Consider the following 17141-nt stretch of genomic DNA (forward strand, 5'->3'; position numbering starts at 1 on the left):
CTCATTCGGTAATCTCAACCGGGGTCCGCCCCGGAACAAGGATGTAAAGAAGTTCCACATCGGCGTTGCGCATCCGGATGCAGCCGTTGCTGAGCGACTTTGTCACGCTCGACTCATCCGGCGTGCCGTGAATGCCGTATCCGAGCAGCGGTTTCCCGGGGGTGCTCGCCGGCGCAAGTTTGAGGAAGTAGTCGCCGAGCATGTTTTCCGGATCGCCGTAGGGGATGATGCCGCCGTTCGGCGTGTACCAGGCCGGGTGTTTCAGCCGCCCGGAGATGACGAAGTTCGCGGTGGGGGTCTTCCCCAGCCGCCCGATGCCGACGTCGAAGACCGCGAAGAGCTGTTCCGGATGGGCCGGGTTGCAGTTGTACAGCTTCAGCAGCCGGGCCGCCTTTTCCACCCGGATCCGCCACGGCCCCGGGTAGAGGACCAGCTTCTGGTTGAGGAAGAGCGTGTTCTCCTCCGGCCGGATCCGGTTGCCCCGCTTGATCGCTTCGATGGTGGTTTTCGACCGGGAGGCCACCCGGCTGAAGCTGTCGCCGGGGCGGGCGCGATAGGTGACCGTGTAGTCCTTCCGCTCGACGCCGTTCTCCCAGGCGGCGAGGTTGGCGCGGGTGAGCAGCGCGGCCGCCTCCCGCCACGCGGCGGAATTCTCGGTCAGCGCCGGGTCGGCGATGAGTTGCTGCGCCCGGTTGAGCGCTTCGGAGTAGTTCCCGGCGGAAAGCGCCTCCCGCACTGCGGCGATCTCCGCGCTCTTGTCGACCGGCGCGGCGTTCGGCACCACGACGGGGCCGTCCTGCACCGGGTCGCCGATCCACGGTTTCCCCTTTTCCGGCTCCACCGTCGGGACCAGGTTGGCCGGCGGAGTGGCCGGGTTCAAGGGGGTGTCCTCAGGGGTATTTGCCGGTTCCTCTTTCGTCTGCGGGACCGGTTGCGGGTCATCTGCGGGCGGGGCGGGTTCGCCCTCCTCCGGTGCGCGGCCGTCGAGGATTTCCAGACTGGTGCCGGGGCCGGGTGTGAGCGGCAGTGGCGTCTCCCGTTCCGGAGCCGGAATTCCCTCCTCCTGCGGCAGATCCGACTCTTCGCCGGTCTCCGCCGGTGCCGGTTGAACGGTCTCCTCCTGCGGAGCGCTCTCCTGCGGCCGGAGCCAGTAGATCAGCCCGGCGGTGACTCCGGCGATGACGAGAAAGATCAGAAGCAGGCGCAGACGTTTCCCCCACACACCACCCTCCGGCGGCAGCGGTTCATTGTCGAACTCGTAATTGTTCCAGTCCATCGGCGGTCCGTCTCCCTGCTTCCCGGCCCTTCCGGGTATCATGCACCGCTATAATATATTGCCGTTTTATGAAAAATCAATCTCGGACCCCGCTTCGCGGATTTGAAAAAAGCGGCACGTTGCGGTATATTCTGTATTTACGGTAAAATTCCCAGTCCGCCCACAGGAGAGGGCGGTGAATCATATCAACCAGGAACAGATTATGAAACAGCAGACGACAACACTTATGAAGGGCAGCGAAATCACCATCAAATGTCTGGAACTTCTCGGTGTCGAAGTCGTATTTGCCTATCCGGGCGGTCAGGCGATTGAACTGCATCAGGCGCTGAGCCACTCGTCGCTGCGGGTGATCCTGCCCCGGCACGAGCAGGGCGGAGCGTTCGCCGCCGGCGGGTATGCCCGCGCGTCCGGCCGGGTCGGCGTTTGCATGGCGACCAGCGGCCCCGGCGCGACCAACCTCGTCTCCGGCATCGCCGACGCCTACATGGATTCGATCCCGACGGTCTTCATCACCGGGCAGGTCTCCAGTTCGATGATCGGCAAAAACGTCTTCCAGGAGACCGACATCATCGGCGTCACCCGACCGATTGTCAAGCACAGTTTTCTGGTGCTCGACGCGAACGACATCCCCCGGGTGATGCGCGAGGCGTTTCTGATCGCCTCCAGCGGGCGGCCGGGGCCGGTGGTGGTGGATATTCCGAAGAACGTTCAGCAGCAGCGGGTCGTGCCCGACTTCGATGCGCCGGTCGCGCTCAAGTGCTACCACCCGGAACCGAAGCTGGATCCGGCCGCGGTGCCGCAGATCAAGAAGATGATCGCCGCCAGCCGCCGCCCCTGCATCTACGCCGGCGGCGGAATCATCAGTGCGGAGGCTTCCGCGGAGCTGGTCCGGTTCGCCGAGGGGTACCACATTCCGGTGGTGACCACGCTGATGGGAATCGGCGCGATTCCGGACGATCACCCGCTCTCGCTGCGCTGGCTCGGCATGCACGGCACCGTCTACGCCAACTACGCGGCCAACGAGTGCGACCTTCTGATCGCGCTCGGCGCCCGCTTTGACGACCGCGTGACCGGGAATCCGAAGTCGTTCGCCGTCGGGGCGAAGATCATTCACGTCGACATCGACGACTCCGAAATCAACAAGAACAAAGCCGCCGATCTGGGCGTTGTCGCCAACGTGAAGGAGGTGCTCGCCGCGCTCAATGAATCGCCGGAGCCGCAGGAGTATGCGGAGTGGTTTGCCCGCATTGCCGAGTGGAAGCGCAAGTATCCGATGCATTACCGGGAGAAGCCGGACCGTCTGCAGCCGCAGTATGTCATCGAGACGCTGTCGAAGCTGACGAACGGCGAAGCGGTGATCGTGCCCGGTGTCGGCCAGCACCAGATGTGGGCGGCGCAGTTCTACAACTACCGCCATCCGCGCCAGCTGCTGACCTCCGGCGGACTCGGCGCCATGGGGTTCGGTCTGCCGGCCGCGATGGGCGCGAAGGTGGCCTGTCCGGAGAAGACGGTGATCAACATCGACGGCGACGGGAGCTTCCAGATGAACATTCAGGAGCTCGGCACCCTCTTCGTCGAAGAGATTCCGGTCAAGATGATCGTGCTGGACAATCAGCACCTCGGCATGGTCGCCCAGTGGGAGGACCGCTTCTACAACCACAACCGCGGCAACACCGTGCTCGGCCGCTGCAAGGGCAGCAACGGGTACCCGGATGCGCCGTGCGGGGAGTGCAGCGGGGAGTGCGCCGCCGTTTCGCCGTTCTATCCGGACTTCGTCGCCATCGCCGGCGGGTACGCGGTTCCCGGGAAGCATGTCTTCACCCGGGAGGAGCTGATTCCGGCGCTGGAGGAGATGCTTGCGGCCGAGGGGCCCTATCTGCTCGACGTTCACACCGGGTATGACGAACACGTTCTGCCGATGATTCCGCCGGGCGGCGACTACACCGCCATCATCATGGAGTGAGGCCGGTTCCGGCAGATCCTGCAATGGAGAGCGAGAAGCGGAAAATGACAGCAGCCAACACATCCGGCGCGAAGAAGGTTCCGGTGAGGAACATCGCCAATGTGCGCAGCGACCGGGAGAAGTTTCTGCGCGCACTGTTCGTGCTGCTGCTTCTGCTGGGGGCGGCGGGCATCGCCTTTTTCGGCATCTACGGCGCCCGGCGTTTCCTCTTCTCCGGCAACGACCGTTTCCGCCTGCGGGAGATCGAGGTGCGCTCCGGCGGTTACTGGCAGGACAAGGCGCCGCAGCTTGCGGCGCGGATCGGCGTCCACCCGGGCGACAATCTCTTTCTGCTGGATCCCGGGGAACTGCGCCGTCGTCTGCTCGCCATTCCGGGGGTGGAGAACAGCGAGGTGTTCCGGATTCTGCCGGACACGCTCCGCCTGCGGGTGATTGAACGGGTGCCGCGCGCGGTGCTCTCCAATCCCCGTTCCGAATGGGTGGTCGATGAGACCGGCGCGGTGATTCCCCGGCTCGAATCGATGAGCGCCACGGTGCCGCTGCCGGTGATTCTCGGCATCTCCACCACGGGGGTGAAGGCGGGCATGGTGCTTGAATCGCTCCGGCCGGCGCTGGAGCTCATCATGCTGACGGTGCGGAGTTTCCCGGACATCTCGATCATCGCGGTGAATGTCCGCAACCCGGAGCGGCTCGAATTTTTCATGCGCTTCCGGGGGCAGAAGAGCTGCAGGGTGATTCTGCCGGTGCGCCATCAGAACTTCACCTATCTTTTGAGCGCGCTCCAGAGCGCGATCATCTACGCCGAGCGGCAGGGGGATACCCGCGGCACCTTCGACCTCTCGTTCGGGCGGAACGTCATCATCCGCTGACCGGAATCCGGGCCGCGCTCCGGACGGAAGGCGGCGGATTCCTGCTTGCTTTTACTCCAGCGCCTTGAGCCGTTCCTTGAGGAGCTTCTGAATGTACTCCTCGCCGTAGAGCGAACGCATGAGTTCGATGTTGAATTCGTAGAAGAGCTCCGCGTCGGGGCGGGTGATCATCGGCCCGAAGGAGAGCTCGACCATCGTCTTGCGCTTGATCTGGTCGTGCTCGTAGCCGGAGAGGTAGCGGATCAGACTGCGCGGCGAAAGTTCGGTGAACTTCTTCTGGCTGAACTCCTCGGTGTAGTCGGCCGAGATGATGGAGATCAGATTCTTCGCGGTGCGCTTGACGCCGAAGCCGGAGAGAAAATCCTCGACCATCTCCATGCAGCGGACCTCGTCGAACACCGGGAAGGAGACCTTCCGCCCGCGCGACAGGATGTTGGCCGGGAATTCGTAGTTGGCCGAAAGCACCGGCATGACGTTTTCCGGCAGCGAGAAGGCGCCGCCGACGTTGGTGCGGAACTGATACCAGTCGGTGTGGCGCGGATCGATGTCGTCGAAAAAGAGGACGAAACGGTGGTCCGGCCGGGCGGCGAGCGGTTCGACCAGGTCGCACCAGCCCCGCTCCAGCGCCTCCGGTTCGGGCAGGATCAGCACGAGGCCGGGCTCCGCCAGCACGTGGGAGACGGTCAGGCTGGTCTTGCCGTGCCCCGGCAGACTGTTGACCAGAAGCGGCAGATTGGTCTTGCCTGCGGCGAATTTCCGGAAGTGGTCGCGGAAGGCGCTCCGCACGCCCGGATAGCCGAAGAAACGGTCGAGCGGCTTGGCGGAATCCACCTCCGCCGGGAGAAATTTCCCGCCGATGAAGCGGAAGACCCGGTGGCGGCGGAAGCGGTCGCACTCCGCCAGCAATGCGGCAAGCTCCCCGGGCGAATCGGGCACCGGCGCCGTGAAGAGTTCCAGGGCGGCGGGCAGAGTACGGGCCCGTTCCGCCGCGTCGAGCGACGGCGCGGCGAGAGCGACCGCACGGAGCAGATCTGCCGCCTTTTCCAGCAGGAACGACGCCGTCGGCCCCGGCGTTTCCGCCGTCAGCTCTCCGGGCAGCACCCGGTGTTCGATGAACGCCTCGAAGAGCAGGGCCCGCAACCGGGCATCGAGCGACGGCGCGCCGCCTTCGCGAAGCAGTGCGTTGAAGTAGTCCGACGGGGCCGCTTCGCCGGGAATCCGCTCCTGTCCCGCCGCGAGCCGGCCCAGCAGGCCGCGGAGCCGGCGGAGGACGATCTCCTCCGGGGGGACCATCTTCCCCGCGGCGTCGGGGCGGGAGAAGAAGAGGTCGAATGCATCGACGCCGGCTCTCAGACGATCGGCCGTTCCGGAATCTCTCACCGTATCACCCCTCCAGCAGTGTGCGGTCGATCTTCACCACCACCTTGATGACCGAATCGGCCGGGTCGCCGTTGCCGGGCAGGTGCCCCTCTTCCGGGAAGAAGAGGGCGAAGTTGCCCGGTTCGAGCGGAAGTGCCACCGAACCGGTTTCGTCGAGGTGGTAGAAGGCGATGTCGCGGACCGCGTCGTACTCCGCCGTCACCGGCAGGCCGTCCACCGGCCGGTAGACGATGGTTTCGCGCCCGGCAAGCAGCAGCTGGATGTCGACGTAGTTGCGGTGGATCTCCAGCTTTTCCGGCCGGACCGGGTGAAGGTTGTAGGTCTGCACCATCGCGTAGAGCCGGTCGCCGTCGATCTCGTAGCGTCCCGCGGGGGTCTCCGCGGTGCAGCCGTGGAGGAACGCGGCCAGTTTCGCCCAGGTTCCCGGGGCCAGTCTGGCGTAGTTGGCGAAGTTGTTCAGCGTATCGAAAATCATTTTTCCGTTCCTTTCTCCGGCGCCGGTTTCGTCGCGTCGGACTTTTTTTCATCGTCCTTCAGCTCCATCACGCGCTGTTTGATCCGCTGCTGGAGGAGAATCTGCATGTTGATGGCTCTCTCCTGCAGAAGCGGGATGAGTTTCCGCTGCACCTCCGGCGTCTTCTGAATGTAGACCTGCCCGGCCGGCGAGCGGAAGAAGGCGATCAGCTGTTTGAGTTCGTTCGCGGAGAAGGTTTCCGCGTAGCTTTTGACGATGGCGGGGCGGAGCTTCTCCCAGCTCATTTCCTCGCGGATAACCGACATGGCGACCGCCATGATTTCGTCTTTGGCTTTCTGCTGTTTGGCGGAAAGCGTGATCCCCTGGCGGCGGAGCACCTCCGGAATCATCTGCTGCTGCATCTTCGCCACATTGTCGAGCGAAGCGCTGAGCTGTTCCGCCTGGCGGGTGACGGTCAGAAACTCATCGACCAGTTTCTCCTTTTCCGTCTGCACTGCGGGGGCGGCTGCCGCGTGAAGTCCGGATACGGCGACGGCGGCGAACAGAATCAGAAAACGTTTCATGGTGTATCTCTCCCTGCAATCTGGATTCAACGACGTTTCCGGGTCGGGATGTGGGCGCATTCTCCGTGGACTGCGTGGGCGGCCTCCATCATCGCCTCGCCCAGCGTCGGATGGGCGTGGATCGCCCGGCCGAGTTCGCGGGCGGTGCACTCCAGCAGCATCGCCGGAACCGCCTCCGCGATGAGGTCGGTCGCGTGCGGCCCGATGATGTGAACCCCGAGCACCTGGTCGGTGGCGGCGTCGGCGAGGATCTTGACGAATCCTTCGGTTTCACCCATCGCCATCGCCTTGCCGAGGGCGGCGAAGGGGAATTTGCCGACGTTGTACGCGATGTTCTGCGCCTTGCACTGCTCCTCGGAAAGGCCGACGGTGCCGATCTCCGGCGAGGTGAAGATACAGCCGGGGGTCAGGGTCCCGGCGAAGTGCACCGGTTTGCCGCAGATATGCGACACCGCCGCCTCCGCCGCCGCGCTCGCCCAGTGGGCCAGCATGATCTTGCCCACCGCGTCGCCGATGGCGTAGATCCCGGGCGCGGAGGTGAGGAAGTTCTCATCCACTTCGATGAAGCCGCGTTCGCTGGTCTTCACGCCGGCGGCGGTGAGATTGAGTCCGGCGGTCACCGGGCGGCGGCCGATGGAGACGAGCAGATATTCGGCGCGGAGCGTTTCGTCGCCGACCTTGCCGGAGACGCCGCGGGCGGTGCATTTGATGTCGCTGAGCGGCTTGCCGTTGAGGAGGCGGATTCCTTCGGATTCCATCCGGCGGGCGAGCAGCCCGGCGCATTCGGAATCGGTGGCGGGCAGAATCTGCGGAAGCATCTCCACCACGGTGACTTCGGTGCCGAGGGCGGCGAAGAGGCAGGCGAATTCACAGCCGATCACGCCGCCGCCGAGGATCAGCAGTGACTTCGGCAGTTTCGGCAGGCTGAGCAGTTCGGTGGAGGTGAGGACCCGTTCCCCCTGCGGAATGAAGCCGGGAACCAGCGGTTCGGAACCGGTGGCGATGATGAATTTCGACGCTTCGATCACGGTGCCGGCGTCTTCGCCTGCGGCGACGACCAGCTGTCTGCGGTTGAGAAATTCGCCGCGGCCGGAGAAGACGGTCACGCCCGCGGCCTTTTCCAGCCCGGCGATGCCGTTGCGGAGTTTGCCGATCACCTCGTCCTTGCGGGCGAGCATCTTCTTCCAGTCGGGCCGGATTTCCCCGGAGATTTCGACGCCGAATTCCGCGGCGCGGCGCGCGGTGGAAAGCACCTCCGCGCCGGCGATCAGGGTCTTGGTCGGGATGCAGCCGACGTTGAGGCAGGTGCCGCCGAAGAACTCCTTCTCCACCAGTGCCGTTTTGAGGCCGCTCTGCCCGGCGCGGATTGCCGCCACGTACCCGCCCGGACCGGCGCCGATCACGCAAACATCGAATTTTTCCACTTTTCTTCTCCCTGTAGGTGTTGGAATCGATCGTCCGTTATCGAAAATAGCACGCTTTCGACCAACCTGCAAGCCTCAAACCGGAAATCGCGTCGCACAGCGAAAAAAAAAGCGAGAAAGAGGGCTCCGGATTTGAAAAAAAGCCGTTCCGGGAGTACATTACGAAATGAAATTGCCGAAAACAGGAACCATCCGAACCCGTGAGGAATGAAAATGGCCGAAGAACTTCAAAGTCTGCTCGATAAAATCAATGAGGAAGGTGTCCGGAAAGCCGAGGCACAGCGTTCTGAGATTCTCGCCGCCGCCGAAGCCGAGGCGAAGGCGATCCGGGCGAAGGCCGCCGAAGAGGCCGCCGCAACCGTGAAGACGGCGAAGGAGGAGGCCGCCGCACTGCAGGCCCGCGCTGAAAGCGCCATCCGGCAGGCGGCCCGCGATATCCTGCTCGAGCTTCAGAGCGAACTGCAGCGCCGCATCACCCGCGCGGTTTCCGGCGCCGCCGAGCAGGCGCTTTCGCCGGAGCTGATGGCCGGTCTGATCCGCGACCTCGCCGCGAAGTTCGCCGCCGCGCCCGATGCGCAGCTCACGGTTCTCGCCGCGGCCAAGGATGTTCCGGCGCTGGAGACGGCGCTCCGCAGCGCGCTGGCCGCCTCCTTCCGGACCCAGCCGAAGCTCCTCGCTTCGCCGGAGATCAAGGGGGGCATGGAGGTCAGTTTCAAGAACGGCGAGGTCTATTTCGACTTCACCGTCGATGCAATCACCGAACTGGTGGCCGAATTCATCGGGCCGCGGCTCGCAAAACTGCTCACCGCCGGGGAATAAGCCGGCAGGAGGAAGGACGGCACCGCAATGATGTATTACTATTTGTGCGCTTCTCTGCCCGCGTTGCTCTTCGGCCGTCCCGCGCCGATGAGCGTTGCCGAGTTCGATGAACTCTGTCGCGAGGAGCTTTCGGCGCGCGATTTCCAGCTGCTCCGGCAGGCCGGGCTTCACGTCTCGCGTGACCCGGAGAGCTCCGGGGCGCTGCCGCCCGTTCTCGCGGAGATGGTGCGTTTCGAGCAGTATCTGCGGACCCGCATCGCCCAGCGCCGCGCCGGGCGCGACGACGACCGCGCCGCCGCACTGCCGGACCCGGCGGAATATTTCGGCATGGTCGATTTCGGTCTCGCCCAGGCGGCCGCCGCCGACCCGTTCGAGCGGGAAAAGTTGATCGACCGCATCCGCTGGAGCCATCTCGACGATCTGGAGTGCGGGCACGATTTTGATTTCGCCGGGCTCTGCGTCTACCGCTGCAAGCTCGCGATTCTCGAGAAATACCGCGAGCGCAAGGCGGAGCAGGGGCGGGAAAATTTCAACCGCGCCGTGGAGCGCATCTCTTCCGCCGCGGGCGCCGCGCAGGAGTAGCGGAACGAACAATTTATACTACGAGCAGGAGTTTCAATAATGGCAGAGTTCAAGACCACAGAGAAGGTTGTCGGAGTCAACGGCAACCTGATGACCGTCGAATTCACCGACCGGGTCATGCAGAATGAAGTCGCATTCGCCAGGGTCGGCGATGCAAAACTCAAGTGCGAAGTCATCCGGGTGCGGGGCAATCGCGCCGACCTGCAGGTCTTCGAAAGCACCAACGGCCTCAAGGTGGGCGACGAGGTCGAGTTCACCGGCGAACTCCTGAGCGTCGAGCTCGGCCCCGGGCTGCTGACTCAGGTTTACGACGGACTGCAGAACCCGCTCAATCTGCTGGCGGAGAAATCCGGCTTCTTCCTGCAGCGCGGAGTTTACCTGCGCGCCCTCGACCGGGAGCGGGTGTGGGAGTTCACGCCGACCGCCGCGGCGGGCGACAAGGTCCGCGCCGGCGACGCCATCGGCTGGGTGCCGGAGGGGATCGTCAAGCACCGCATCATGGTTCCCTTCGCCTGGAAGGGCGAGTGGACCCTCCGCGAAGTCAAGCCGGCCGGCGAGTGGAAGATCGATGATGTGATGGCGGTCGCGGTCAACGAACAGGGCGAGAGCCGCAACATCACGATGACCCAGTTCTGGCCGGTGAAGATTCCGATTACCGATTATGCCGAAAAACTGCTGCCGGAGAAGACTCTGATCACCCAGCAGCGTTCGATCGACACCTTCTTCCCGGTCGCGGTCGGCGGCACCTTCTGCACCCCGGGGCCGTTCGGCGCGGGCAAGACGGTGCTTCAGCACGCGATCAGCCAGCATGCCGAGGCGGACGTGGTGATCATCGCCGCCTGCGGCGAGCGTGCGGGCGAGGTGGTGGAGATCCTCCGCGAGTTCCCGGAACTGGAGGACCCGCGCACCGGCCAGCCGCTGATGAACCGTTCGATCATCATCTGCAACACCAGTTCGATGCCGGTGGCCGCGCGGGAAGCGTCGGTTTACACGGCGGTGACGCTGGCGGAGTACTACCGGCAGATGGGGCTCAATACGCTGCTGCTGGCCGACTCGACCTCCCGCTGGGCGCAGGCGCTGCGCGAGATGTCCGGCCGACTGGAGGAGATCCCGGGCGAAGAGGCGTTCCCCGCCTATCTGGAGTCGCTGATCGCCGGATTCTACGAGCGTGCCGGTCTGGTGAAGCTCCGCACCGGCGAGACCGGTTCGGTGACCATCGGCGGCGCGGTTTCGCCGGCGGGCGGCAACTTCGAAGAGCCGGTGACCCAGGCGACGCTGAAGGTGGTGGGTGCGTTCCTCGGTCTGTCGCGCGAACGCTCCGATGCGCGCCGTTACCCGGCGATCCACCCGCTGGACAGCTGGAGCAAGTACCACAGCGTGGTGCCGCTTGAGGAACTCGACTTTGCCCGGCGCATTCTGCGGCAGGGTTCCGAGGTCAACCAGATGATGAAGGTGATCGGCGAAGAGGGAACCAGCCTCGACGACTTCCTGGTCTACCTCAAGAGCGAATTTCTCGACTACGTCTATCTGCAGCAGAACACCTTCGACGCGGTGGACGGCGCGACCAGCGCGGAACGCCAGCGTTACATGTTCGACCGGATTTACAAAGTGCTCGCCGGCTCCTTCACGCTGCCGGATAAGGATACCGCCCGCCGCTACTTCCTCGAACTGCGCCAGCTGTTCATGGACTGGAACTACCTCCCGTTCAACAGCGAGGAGTTCAAGAAGCAGGAGGCCGGAATCGAAGCCAAAATCGCCGAACGGAGTACGGTAAATGCGTAAAGTATATCACAAAATCATCCATATCGCCGGCAACGTCATCACCGTCGAAGCCGATGACGTCGCCTACAACGAACTTGCTGAAGTGACCAGTGCGCGCGGCGTTTCGCTGGCGCAGGTGATCCGCCTTGCCGACGGCAAGGTGTCGCTGCAGGTCTTCGCCGGAAGCCGCGGCATCAGCACCGGCGACCAGGTCCGTTTCCTCGGCCGTTCGATGCAGGTTTCCAGCTCCGAGGCGCTGCTCGGGCGTGTGTTCACCGGCCGCGGCACCCCGCGGGACAACCGGCCCGAAGTGCTCTCCGACATGGTTGACATCGGCGGTCCGTCGGTCAACCCGGCCAAGCGTATCATTCCGCGGAACATGATCCGCACGAACATCCCGATGATCGACGTCTTCAACACGCTGGTCGAATCGCAGAAGCTGCCGATCTTCTCGATCGCGGGCGAACCCTACAACGAACTGCTCGCCCGCATCGCCCTGCAGGCGGAGGTCGATGTGATCATCCTCGGCGGCATGGGGATCAAGCACGACGACTACCTCACCTTCAAGCGCACGCTCGACGAACACGGCGCGCTGTCGCGCACGGTGATGTTCATCCACACCGCGGCGGACCCGATCGTGGAGTGCCTGATGGTGCCGGATATGTGCCTCGCGGTCGCCGAACAGTACGCGCTCGAGGGCAAGCGGGTGCTCTGTCTCCTGACCGACATGACCAACTTCGCCGACGCGCTCAAGGAGATCGCGATTACGATGGAGCAGATTCCGGCGACCCGCGGTTATCCGGGCGATCTCTACAGCCAGCTGGCCAGCCGCTACGAGAAGGCGGTGGACTTCGACGGCGCCGGTTCGATCACGATTCTGGCGGTGACCACGATGCCGGGCGACGACGTCACCCACCCGGTGCCGGACAACACCGGATACATCACCGAGGGGCAGTTCTACCTGCGCAACGGGCGGATTGAGCCGTTCGGTTCGCTGTCGCGTCTGAAGCAGCAGGTCAACGGCAAGACCCGGCCGGACCACCGCGCGATCATGGACTCGATGATCCGCCTCTACTCCGACTACCGCAGCACGCTGGAAAAGCAGTCGATGGGCTTCCAGATGAGCGCGTGGGACAACAAACTGCTCAAATATGGCCGTCAGTTCGAGAAGAGCATGATGGATCTTTCGGTCAACATTCCGCTGGAAGAGGCGCTCGACCTCGGCTGGAAGATTCTGGCCGACTGTTTCGAACGCAACGAAGTGGGAATCAAGACCGACCTCGTCGATCAGTACTGGCCGAAAAAGTAAGAGGCGGTGTCCGGTATGGGAAAGGTTAAATTCACCAAAACCGAACTGAAGAAGCAGCAGGATGCGCTCAAGCAGTTCAAGCGTTTCCTGCCGACGCTCCAGCTCAAGAAGCAGCAGCTTCAGATGGAGGTCCGGCAGAGCACCGACATGCTCGACGCCAATCTGACGTCACAGCGGGAGCTGGTCGAACGCATGGGCGGCTTTCTCGAACTCTTCGGCAGCGAGGCGGAGGTCGGTGAACTGGAGCAGAAGGTCCGGGTTAAATCGGTCCGCACCGGAACCGCGAACATTGCCGGAATTCCGATTCCGACCTTTGAGTCGGTGGAGTTCGAGGAGATTCCCTGGGATATTTTCGATACCGACTGGTTTGTCGACGACGCGATCCGCGCCATGCGCGACGCGGTCTCCCTCAAGGAGGCCTACAAGGTGCTGGAGGAGCAGCATCGGCTGCTTTCCGCGGAGCTCCGGACCACCAGCCAGCGGGTCAATCTCTTTGAAAAGGTGAAGATTCCGGAGTGCCGCGAGAACATCCGGCGGATCCGGATTATGCTCGGCGACCTGGATACCAGCGCCGTGGCCCGCTCGAAGATCGCCAAACGCAAGGCGGAAGAGGCGGCCGCCTCCTGAGCCGGAGAAGGCTCCCTGCCGTTCCGCCGGAGCGGAACGGCGGCGCCGGGCTGCGGGGCGGTGTGGAAGAGTTGAGGCGGAGCGCGGTTTCCGCTGAAATTGCCGGCGAAGTCAGAGCTGTTCGTCGGTGGAGTCGAAATCGAATTCCGGCGCCTTCTCTTCGGCGTCGCGGCGTTCCCTCCACCGTTCCGGGCGGCGGTTTTTCAGCCAGAAGAGCAGGGCGCGCACATCGGGGACGACCTCTTTGGTCACGCTGCGGCGGCGGGCGGTTTCCAGCACTTCGCCGCTGTTTTTATCGATCATCTCCTCGGTGTGGATCTCCTGCTGACAGAAGCCGAGGGCGCGTTTGAGCAGGGCGCGTTCGATGGCGTCGAGCGGTTTTTCATCCGGATTGAGGAATTTTTTTTCTCCCATGATGAATTCTCCTTTCAAGAGTGGCGGAATTGTCAACTTGCGCCGCACGGTTGTGCGGTTTCCGGTCGGCTCACGAACCGGATATTTAACATAAGGAAATGGTGCGATGAAACTGATTACTGACGAGATGAAGGGGTTCCTGGCGAACTCTTCGATGATCCGCAAAATGTTCGAAGCCGGAATCGAACTCAAGAAGAAATACGGCGAGGAGAATGTCTACGATTTCAGCCTCGGCAACCCGGACCTGCCGCCGCCGCCGGAGGTGAAGCAGGCGCTGGAGGAGATTGCGGCGCGGGCGGACCAGCCGTTCGCGATCGGTTACATGCCGAATGCGGGATACCCGGCGCTGCGGGAGAAGCTGGCGGCGCACATTTCGAAGGAGCAGCGTGTCGCGGTTCCCGGCAGTCACGTTCTCTTCACCTGCGGCGCGGCGGGCGGCATCAACGTCTTCTTCCACGCGGTGCTCGAACGGGGCGACGAGGTGATCTGCCCGGCGCCCTACTTCGTGGAGTACGGCTTCTACGCGGACAACCACGGCGGGAAACTCGTTCCGGTGCAGTCGAAGGAGTTCACCTTTGAACTGGACCTGGAGAAGCTCGAGCAGGCGTTCACGCCGCAGACCCGGGCGGTCATCCTCAACTCGCCGAACAACCCGACCGGCCGGATCTACACCCGCGCCGAACTCGAAGGTCTCGCTCAAATTATCCGGAAGAAGGAGCAGGAGTACAACCGCGTGATCTACGTGGTCTCCGACGAGCCCTACCGTTTCCTGAATTTCGACGGTGCGGAACTGCCGTCGATGTTCGAACTCTTCGATCACTGCGTGATCATCGGCTCCTATTCGAAGAACCTTTCGCTTGCCGGAGAACGGCTGGGATACGTGGCGGTCTCTCCGAAGGTGGAGGGGGCGCAGGAGCTGCTCGGGGCGCTGATCCTCTGCAACCGGATTCTCGGCTTCGTCAACGCGCCGGCGCTGGCGCAGCAGATCCTCGACCGCTGCATGGAGTCGCAGGTGGATCTGGAGATCTACCGGAAGCGCCGGGAGGCGATGGCGAAGATTCTCCGCGACGCCGGCGTGGAGTTCACCATGCCGAGCGGAGCGTTCTACTTCTTCCCGAAATCCCCGGTGCCGGACGATCGGAAATTCGTCGAAGCGTTGCTCGAAGAGCGGGTCCTTGCGGTGCCCGGAAGCGGCTTCGGCACGCCGGGCTACGTCCGGATGGCCTTCTGCGTCAGCACGAAGGTGATCGAGGGCGCGGCGGAGAGCGTCAAGCGGGCGGTGCAGAAGCTCACCCGCTGAAATAACGGAAAAATTCCGACGGTATCGCGCCGCGTTTCGCCTCAAAACTCCGGCGAAACGCGGCGCAAAGCAAAGTGACGGATCAATCACGGAAAAAGAACGGCCCGGAACAATGGAGCGGAACCGGAATCTGGAAATGGCGGTCCTGAGCCGGATCAGCCACGCGGTGATGCGCGAGCGGAACGTCTCCGCATTGCTGCGTCAGGTGCTGGACATCCTCTGCCGGGAGATGGGGCTGGTGCGGGGGACGGTGACGCTTCTGCGGGGCCGCCAGCTGGTCATCGAGGCTTCGAACGGGCTCAGCCGGGAGGAGATGCGGCGCGGCCGCTACCGGCTGGGCGAGGGGGTCACCGGGCAGGTGGCTCTGACCGGCGAGGCCCGCATCATTCCGGATATTTCGCAGGAGCCGGAGTTCCTCTACCGGACGGGCGCACGGGAACGCGATTCGCATGTGGCGTTCATCTGCGTGCCGGTGGTGCATCAGGGCAAGGTGATCGGCACGATGAGCATCGACCGGGAGGTGGTGGAAGGAGCCGATCTGGAACGGGATTACCGGCTGCTCGAAATCGTTGCCAATCTGATGGCGGAGGCGGTCTCTCTGGACCTGGCCGAGCACGAGGAACGGTCGCGGCTGATCGCCGAAAACGCCCGGCTCAAGCGGGCGCTGGACCGGATTTCCGGACCGCCGGAGGTGATCGGAAACTGCCGCGCGATGCGGATGGTTTACGCGATGATCGAACAGGTGGCGTCGAGCAGTGCGACGGTGTTGATCCGGGGCAGTTCCGGCACCGGCAAGGAGCTGGTCGCCCGCGCGCTCCAGCGCTCCGGAGACCGCAGCGACCGACCGTTCATCGTGGTCAATTCGGCGGCTTTGCCGGAGAATCTGATCGAAAGCGAACTCTTCGGACACGAAAAAGGTGCTTTCACCGGTGCGGTCCAGCGCCGGATCGGCCGGATTGAGGCGGCCGACGGCGGCACTCTTTTTCTCGATGAGATCGGCGATCTCGGCCCGGCGATGCAGGTGAAACTGCTCCGCTTTCTGCAGGAACGTACCTTTCAGCGGGTCGGCAGCAACGAGGAGCACCGTTCCGATGTGCGGATCATCGCCGCGACCAGCCGCAATCTGGAGCGGTTGATGGAGGAGGGGCATTTCCGCGAGGACCTCTATTACCGGCTCAACGTCTTCCCGATCCATCTGCCGGACCTGGCGGAACGGAAATCGGACATTCCCCTGCTTGCCGCGCACTTTCTTGCAAAATACAGCCGCCTTCATCACCGGCAGGTGCGGCGTATTTCCACCGAGGCGATGAACCGGATGGTCGACTACCACTGGCCGGGCAATGTGCGTGAGCTGGAGAACTGCATCGAGCGGGCGGTGCTGACCGCGGCGGGCGAGATCGTCGACGTCGGGGCACTGCCCGCGCCGATGCAGGGGGTGGAGGAGCGGGCGGAAACGCCGCTTACCGGAGATTTCACCACGCAGGTAGAGGAGTTCGAGCGGCGGCTGATCCGGGAGGCGCTCCGGAAGAGCCGGGGCAACGTCGCCGCCGCCGCCCGGGAACTCGGGCTGACCGTGCGGATTCTCCACTACACCATCCGCAAACTTGGCGTCGTGCCTCAGGAGTTCCGTTAAAGAAGGCGCGCGGCGAGTTCGAGGCAGAAGCCGACGATCAGCGGGATGGAGAAGTTGTCATCCAGATGGAGCTGTTTTTCGAAGAGTTCCGCCGCGGCGGCCGGAAGCACCGCGAAAAATCCGGTGATGTAGAGTGCCGGTGCGGCGCCGCAGGCGGTGAGGAGAATGGCCAGCGCGATCCACGAAGCGACGATGAAGGCGACAACCCCTTCGACGCTCTTGTTGTTGGGGGCGCGGTGGCGGCCGAAACGGCGCCCGATCAGGGCGGCGGCGGTGTCGCCGATGAGCATGACGGTCATCGCCGCGGCGGCCGGAACCCTGCCGAAGAGCAGCGAGACGAGAAAGGCGGCGGCGAGTACGTAGGGGCTGCCGGAGACGATCCACTGGCCGTGGCGCGGCTCGTCGCGGAGCATCTTGCCGAAGATGGCTCCGTAGAGCGGCCGGATGACCGGCACGTTGCAGGCGTAGGCGTGTTCGCAGAGCAGATTGAGCACCAGCATCACGGCGTAGAGGATGGCCGCGCTCCAGCGGCCGGGCAGAAAGAGGATGACCAGGACCATCCAGAGGGAGGAGAGGTGGACGAGTTTTCGTTTGCACTCTTCGCGATAGCTGATCTGCATGAGCGGTTTCCCTTCGTGTGTTGTTGATTTCTGAAATATAGCGCGGCCGGGCCGGAACTTCCAGCGGAAAAACGGAATCGGACTTGAAAAAAAGCGGTTTCAGAAGTATTTTAATAAATGTTATCA

General features: G+C 63.6%; 16 protein-coding genes. 9 read left to right on the forward strand and 7 right to left on the reverse strand.

Annotated elements, in window-relative coordinates:
• Position 1: 1 nt before the first annotated feature.
• Positions 2-1276 (reverse strand): L,D-transpeptidase family protein, encoded by a 1275-nt coding sequence (locus tag ACMLHG_RS08060; RefSeq protein WP_417170178.1) that lies wholly within the window; start codon positions 1274-1276, stop codon positions 2-4.
• A gap of 175 nt (positions 1277-1451) precedes the next feature.
• Here ACMLHG_RS08060 and ilvB point away from each other — a divergent pair, with 175 nt between their 5' ends.
• Complete coding sequence (ilvB, locus tag ACMLHG_RS08065) at positions 1452-3239, forward strand: biosynthetic-type acetolactate synthase large subunit (RefSeq protein WP_294435848.1); 1788 nt, start codon at positions 1452-1454, stop codon at positions 3237-3239.
• Positions 3240-3283: 44 nt separating this feature from the next.
• Positions 3284-4108: a cell division protein FtsQ/DivIB gene (locus ACMLHG_RS08070; RefSeq protein ID WP_294435849.1), complete on the forward strand. Its 825-nt coding sequence runs from the start codon at positions 3284-3286 to the stop codon at positions 4106-4108.
• 51 nt (positions 4109-4159) lie between these two features.
• Here ACMLHG_RS08070 and ACMLHG_RS08075 read toward each other — a convergent pair whose 3' ends face one another.
• The 4 genes from ACMLHG_RS08075 to lpdA are packed head-to-tail and all read right to left on the reverse strand — an operon-like array spanning position 4160 to position 7950.
• Complete coding sequence (locus ACMLHG_RS08075; protein ID WP_295808480.1) at positions 4160-5488, reverse strand: hypothetical protein; 1329 nt, start codon at positions 5486-5488, stop codon at positions 4160-4162.
• Positions 5489-5492: 4 nt separating this feature from the next.
• Positions 5493-5963 (reverse strand): YhcH/YjgK/YiaL family protein, encoded by a 471-nt coding sequence (locus ACMLHG_RS08080; protein ID WP_295808477.1) that lies wholly within the window; start codon positions 5961-5963, stop codon positions 5493-5495.
• Positions 5960-6526, reverse strand: a complete 567-nt coding sequence (locus tag ACMLHG_RS08085) for a DUF2059 domain-containing protein (RefSeq protein WP_294435852.1) — start codon at positions 6524-6526, stop codon at positions 5960-5962. The genes ACMLHG_RS08080 and ACMLHG_RS08085 overlap by 4 nt, the downstream gene beginning before the upstream one ends.
• Before the next feature lie 26 nt (positions 6527-6552).
• Entirely contained in the window at positions 6553-7950 is a 1398-nt protein-coding gene (gene lpdA, locus ACMLHG_RS08090) for a dihydrolipoyl dehydrogenase (RefSeq protein ID WP_417170179.1), read from the reverse strand.
• Positions 7951-8163: 213 nt separating this feature from the next.
• Between lpdA and ACMLHG_RS08095 the strand changes: the two genes are divergently transcribed.
• From ACMLHG_RS08095 to ACMLHG_RS08115, 5 genes are read left to right on the forward strand one after another with little or no spacing between them, the layout of a single operon-like run.
• Positions 8164-8769, forward strand: coding sequence for a V-type ATP synthase subunit E family protein (locus tag ACMLHG_RS08095; protein WP_294435854.1), 606 nt, complete (start codon positions 8164-8166; stop codon positions 8767-8769).
• Positions 8770-8796: 27 nt separating this feature from the next.
• The gene (locus tag ACMLHG_RS08100; protein ID WP_295808472.1) at positions 8797-9351 is read left to right on the forward strand and encodes a DUF2764 family protein; all 555 of its coding nucleotides are present in this window, start codon (positions 8797-8799) and stop codon (positions 9349-9351) included.
• A 39-nt stretch (positions 9352-9390) separates the two neighbouring features.
• Entirely contained in the window at positions 9391-11133 is a 1743-nt protein-coding gene (locus ACMLHG_RS08105) for a V-type ATP synthase subunit A (RefSeq protein WP_417170180.1), read from the forward strand.
• Positions 11126-12421 (forward strand): V-type ATP synthase subunit B, encoded by a 1296-nt coding sequence (locus ACMLHG_RS08110; RefSeq protein WP_294435857.1) that lies wholly within the window; start codon positions 11126-11128, stop codon positions 12419-12421. The genes ACMLHG_RS08105 and ACMLHG_RS08110 overlap by 8 nt, the downstream gene beginning before the upstream one ends.
• Positions 12422-12436: 15 nt before the next feature.
• Positions 12437-13048 carry a V-type ATP synthase subunit D gene (locus ACMLHG_RS08115; protein WP_417170181.1) on the forward strand — a complete coding sequence of 204 codons (612 nt, stop codon included), beginning with the start codon at positions 12437-12439 and terminating at the stop codon, positions 13046-13048.
• Positions 13049-13159: 111 nt separating this feature from the next.
• On the opposite strand, the gene ACMLHG_RS08120 is transcribed toward ACMLHG_RS08115, so the two are convergent.
• Entirely contained in the window at positions 13160-13462 is a 303-nt protein-coding gene (locus ACMLHG_RS08120) for a hypothetical protein (protein ID WP_294435859.1), read from the reverse strand.
• Between the two features lie 106 nt (positions 13463-13568).
• Between ACMLHG_RS08120 and ACMLHG_RS08125 the strand changes: the two genes are divergently transcribed.
• Together ACMLHG_RS08125 and ACMLHG_RS08130 are read left to right on the forward strand one after the other, a co-directional pair.
• Positions 13569-14762, forward strand: coding sequence for a pyridoxal phosphate-dependent aminotransferase (locus ACMLHG_RS08125; RefSeq protein WP_417170182.1), 1194 nt, complete (start codon positions 13569-13571; stop codon positions 14760-14762).
• 136 nt (positions 14763-14898) lie between these two features.
• Complete coding sequence (locus tag ACMLHG_RS08130) at positions 14899-16395, forward strand: sigma-54 interaction domain-containing protein (RefSeq protein WP_417170183.1); 1497 nt, start codon at positions 14899-14901, stop codon at positions 16393-16395.
• On the opposite strand, the gene ACMLHG_RS08135 is transcribed toward ACMLHG_RS08130, so the two are convergent.
• Positions 16392-17015 carry a diacylglycerol/polyprenol kinase family protein gene (locus ACMLHG_RS08135; protein WP_294435862.1) on the reverse strand — a complete coding sequence of 208 codons (624 nt, stop codon included), beginning with the start codon at positions 17013-17015 and terminating at the stop codon, positions 16392-16394. The genes ACMLHG_RS08130 and ACMLHG_RS08135 overlap by 4 nt on opposite strands.
• Positions 17016-17141 lie beyond the last annotated feature (126 nt).

This window comes from Victivallis sp., assembly GCF_048170485.1.
Taxonomy (GTDB): domain Bacteria; phylum Verrucomicrobiota; class Lentisphaeria; order Victivallales; family Victivallaceae; genus Victivallis.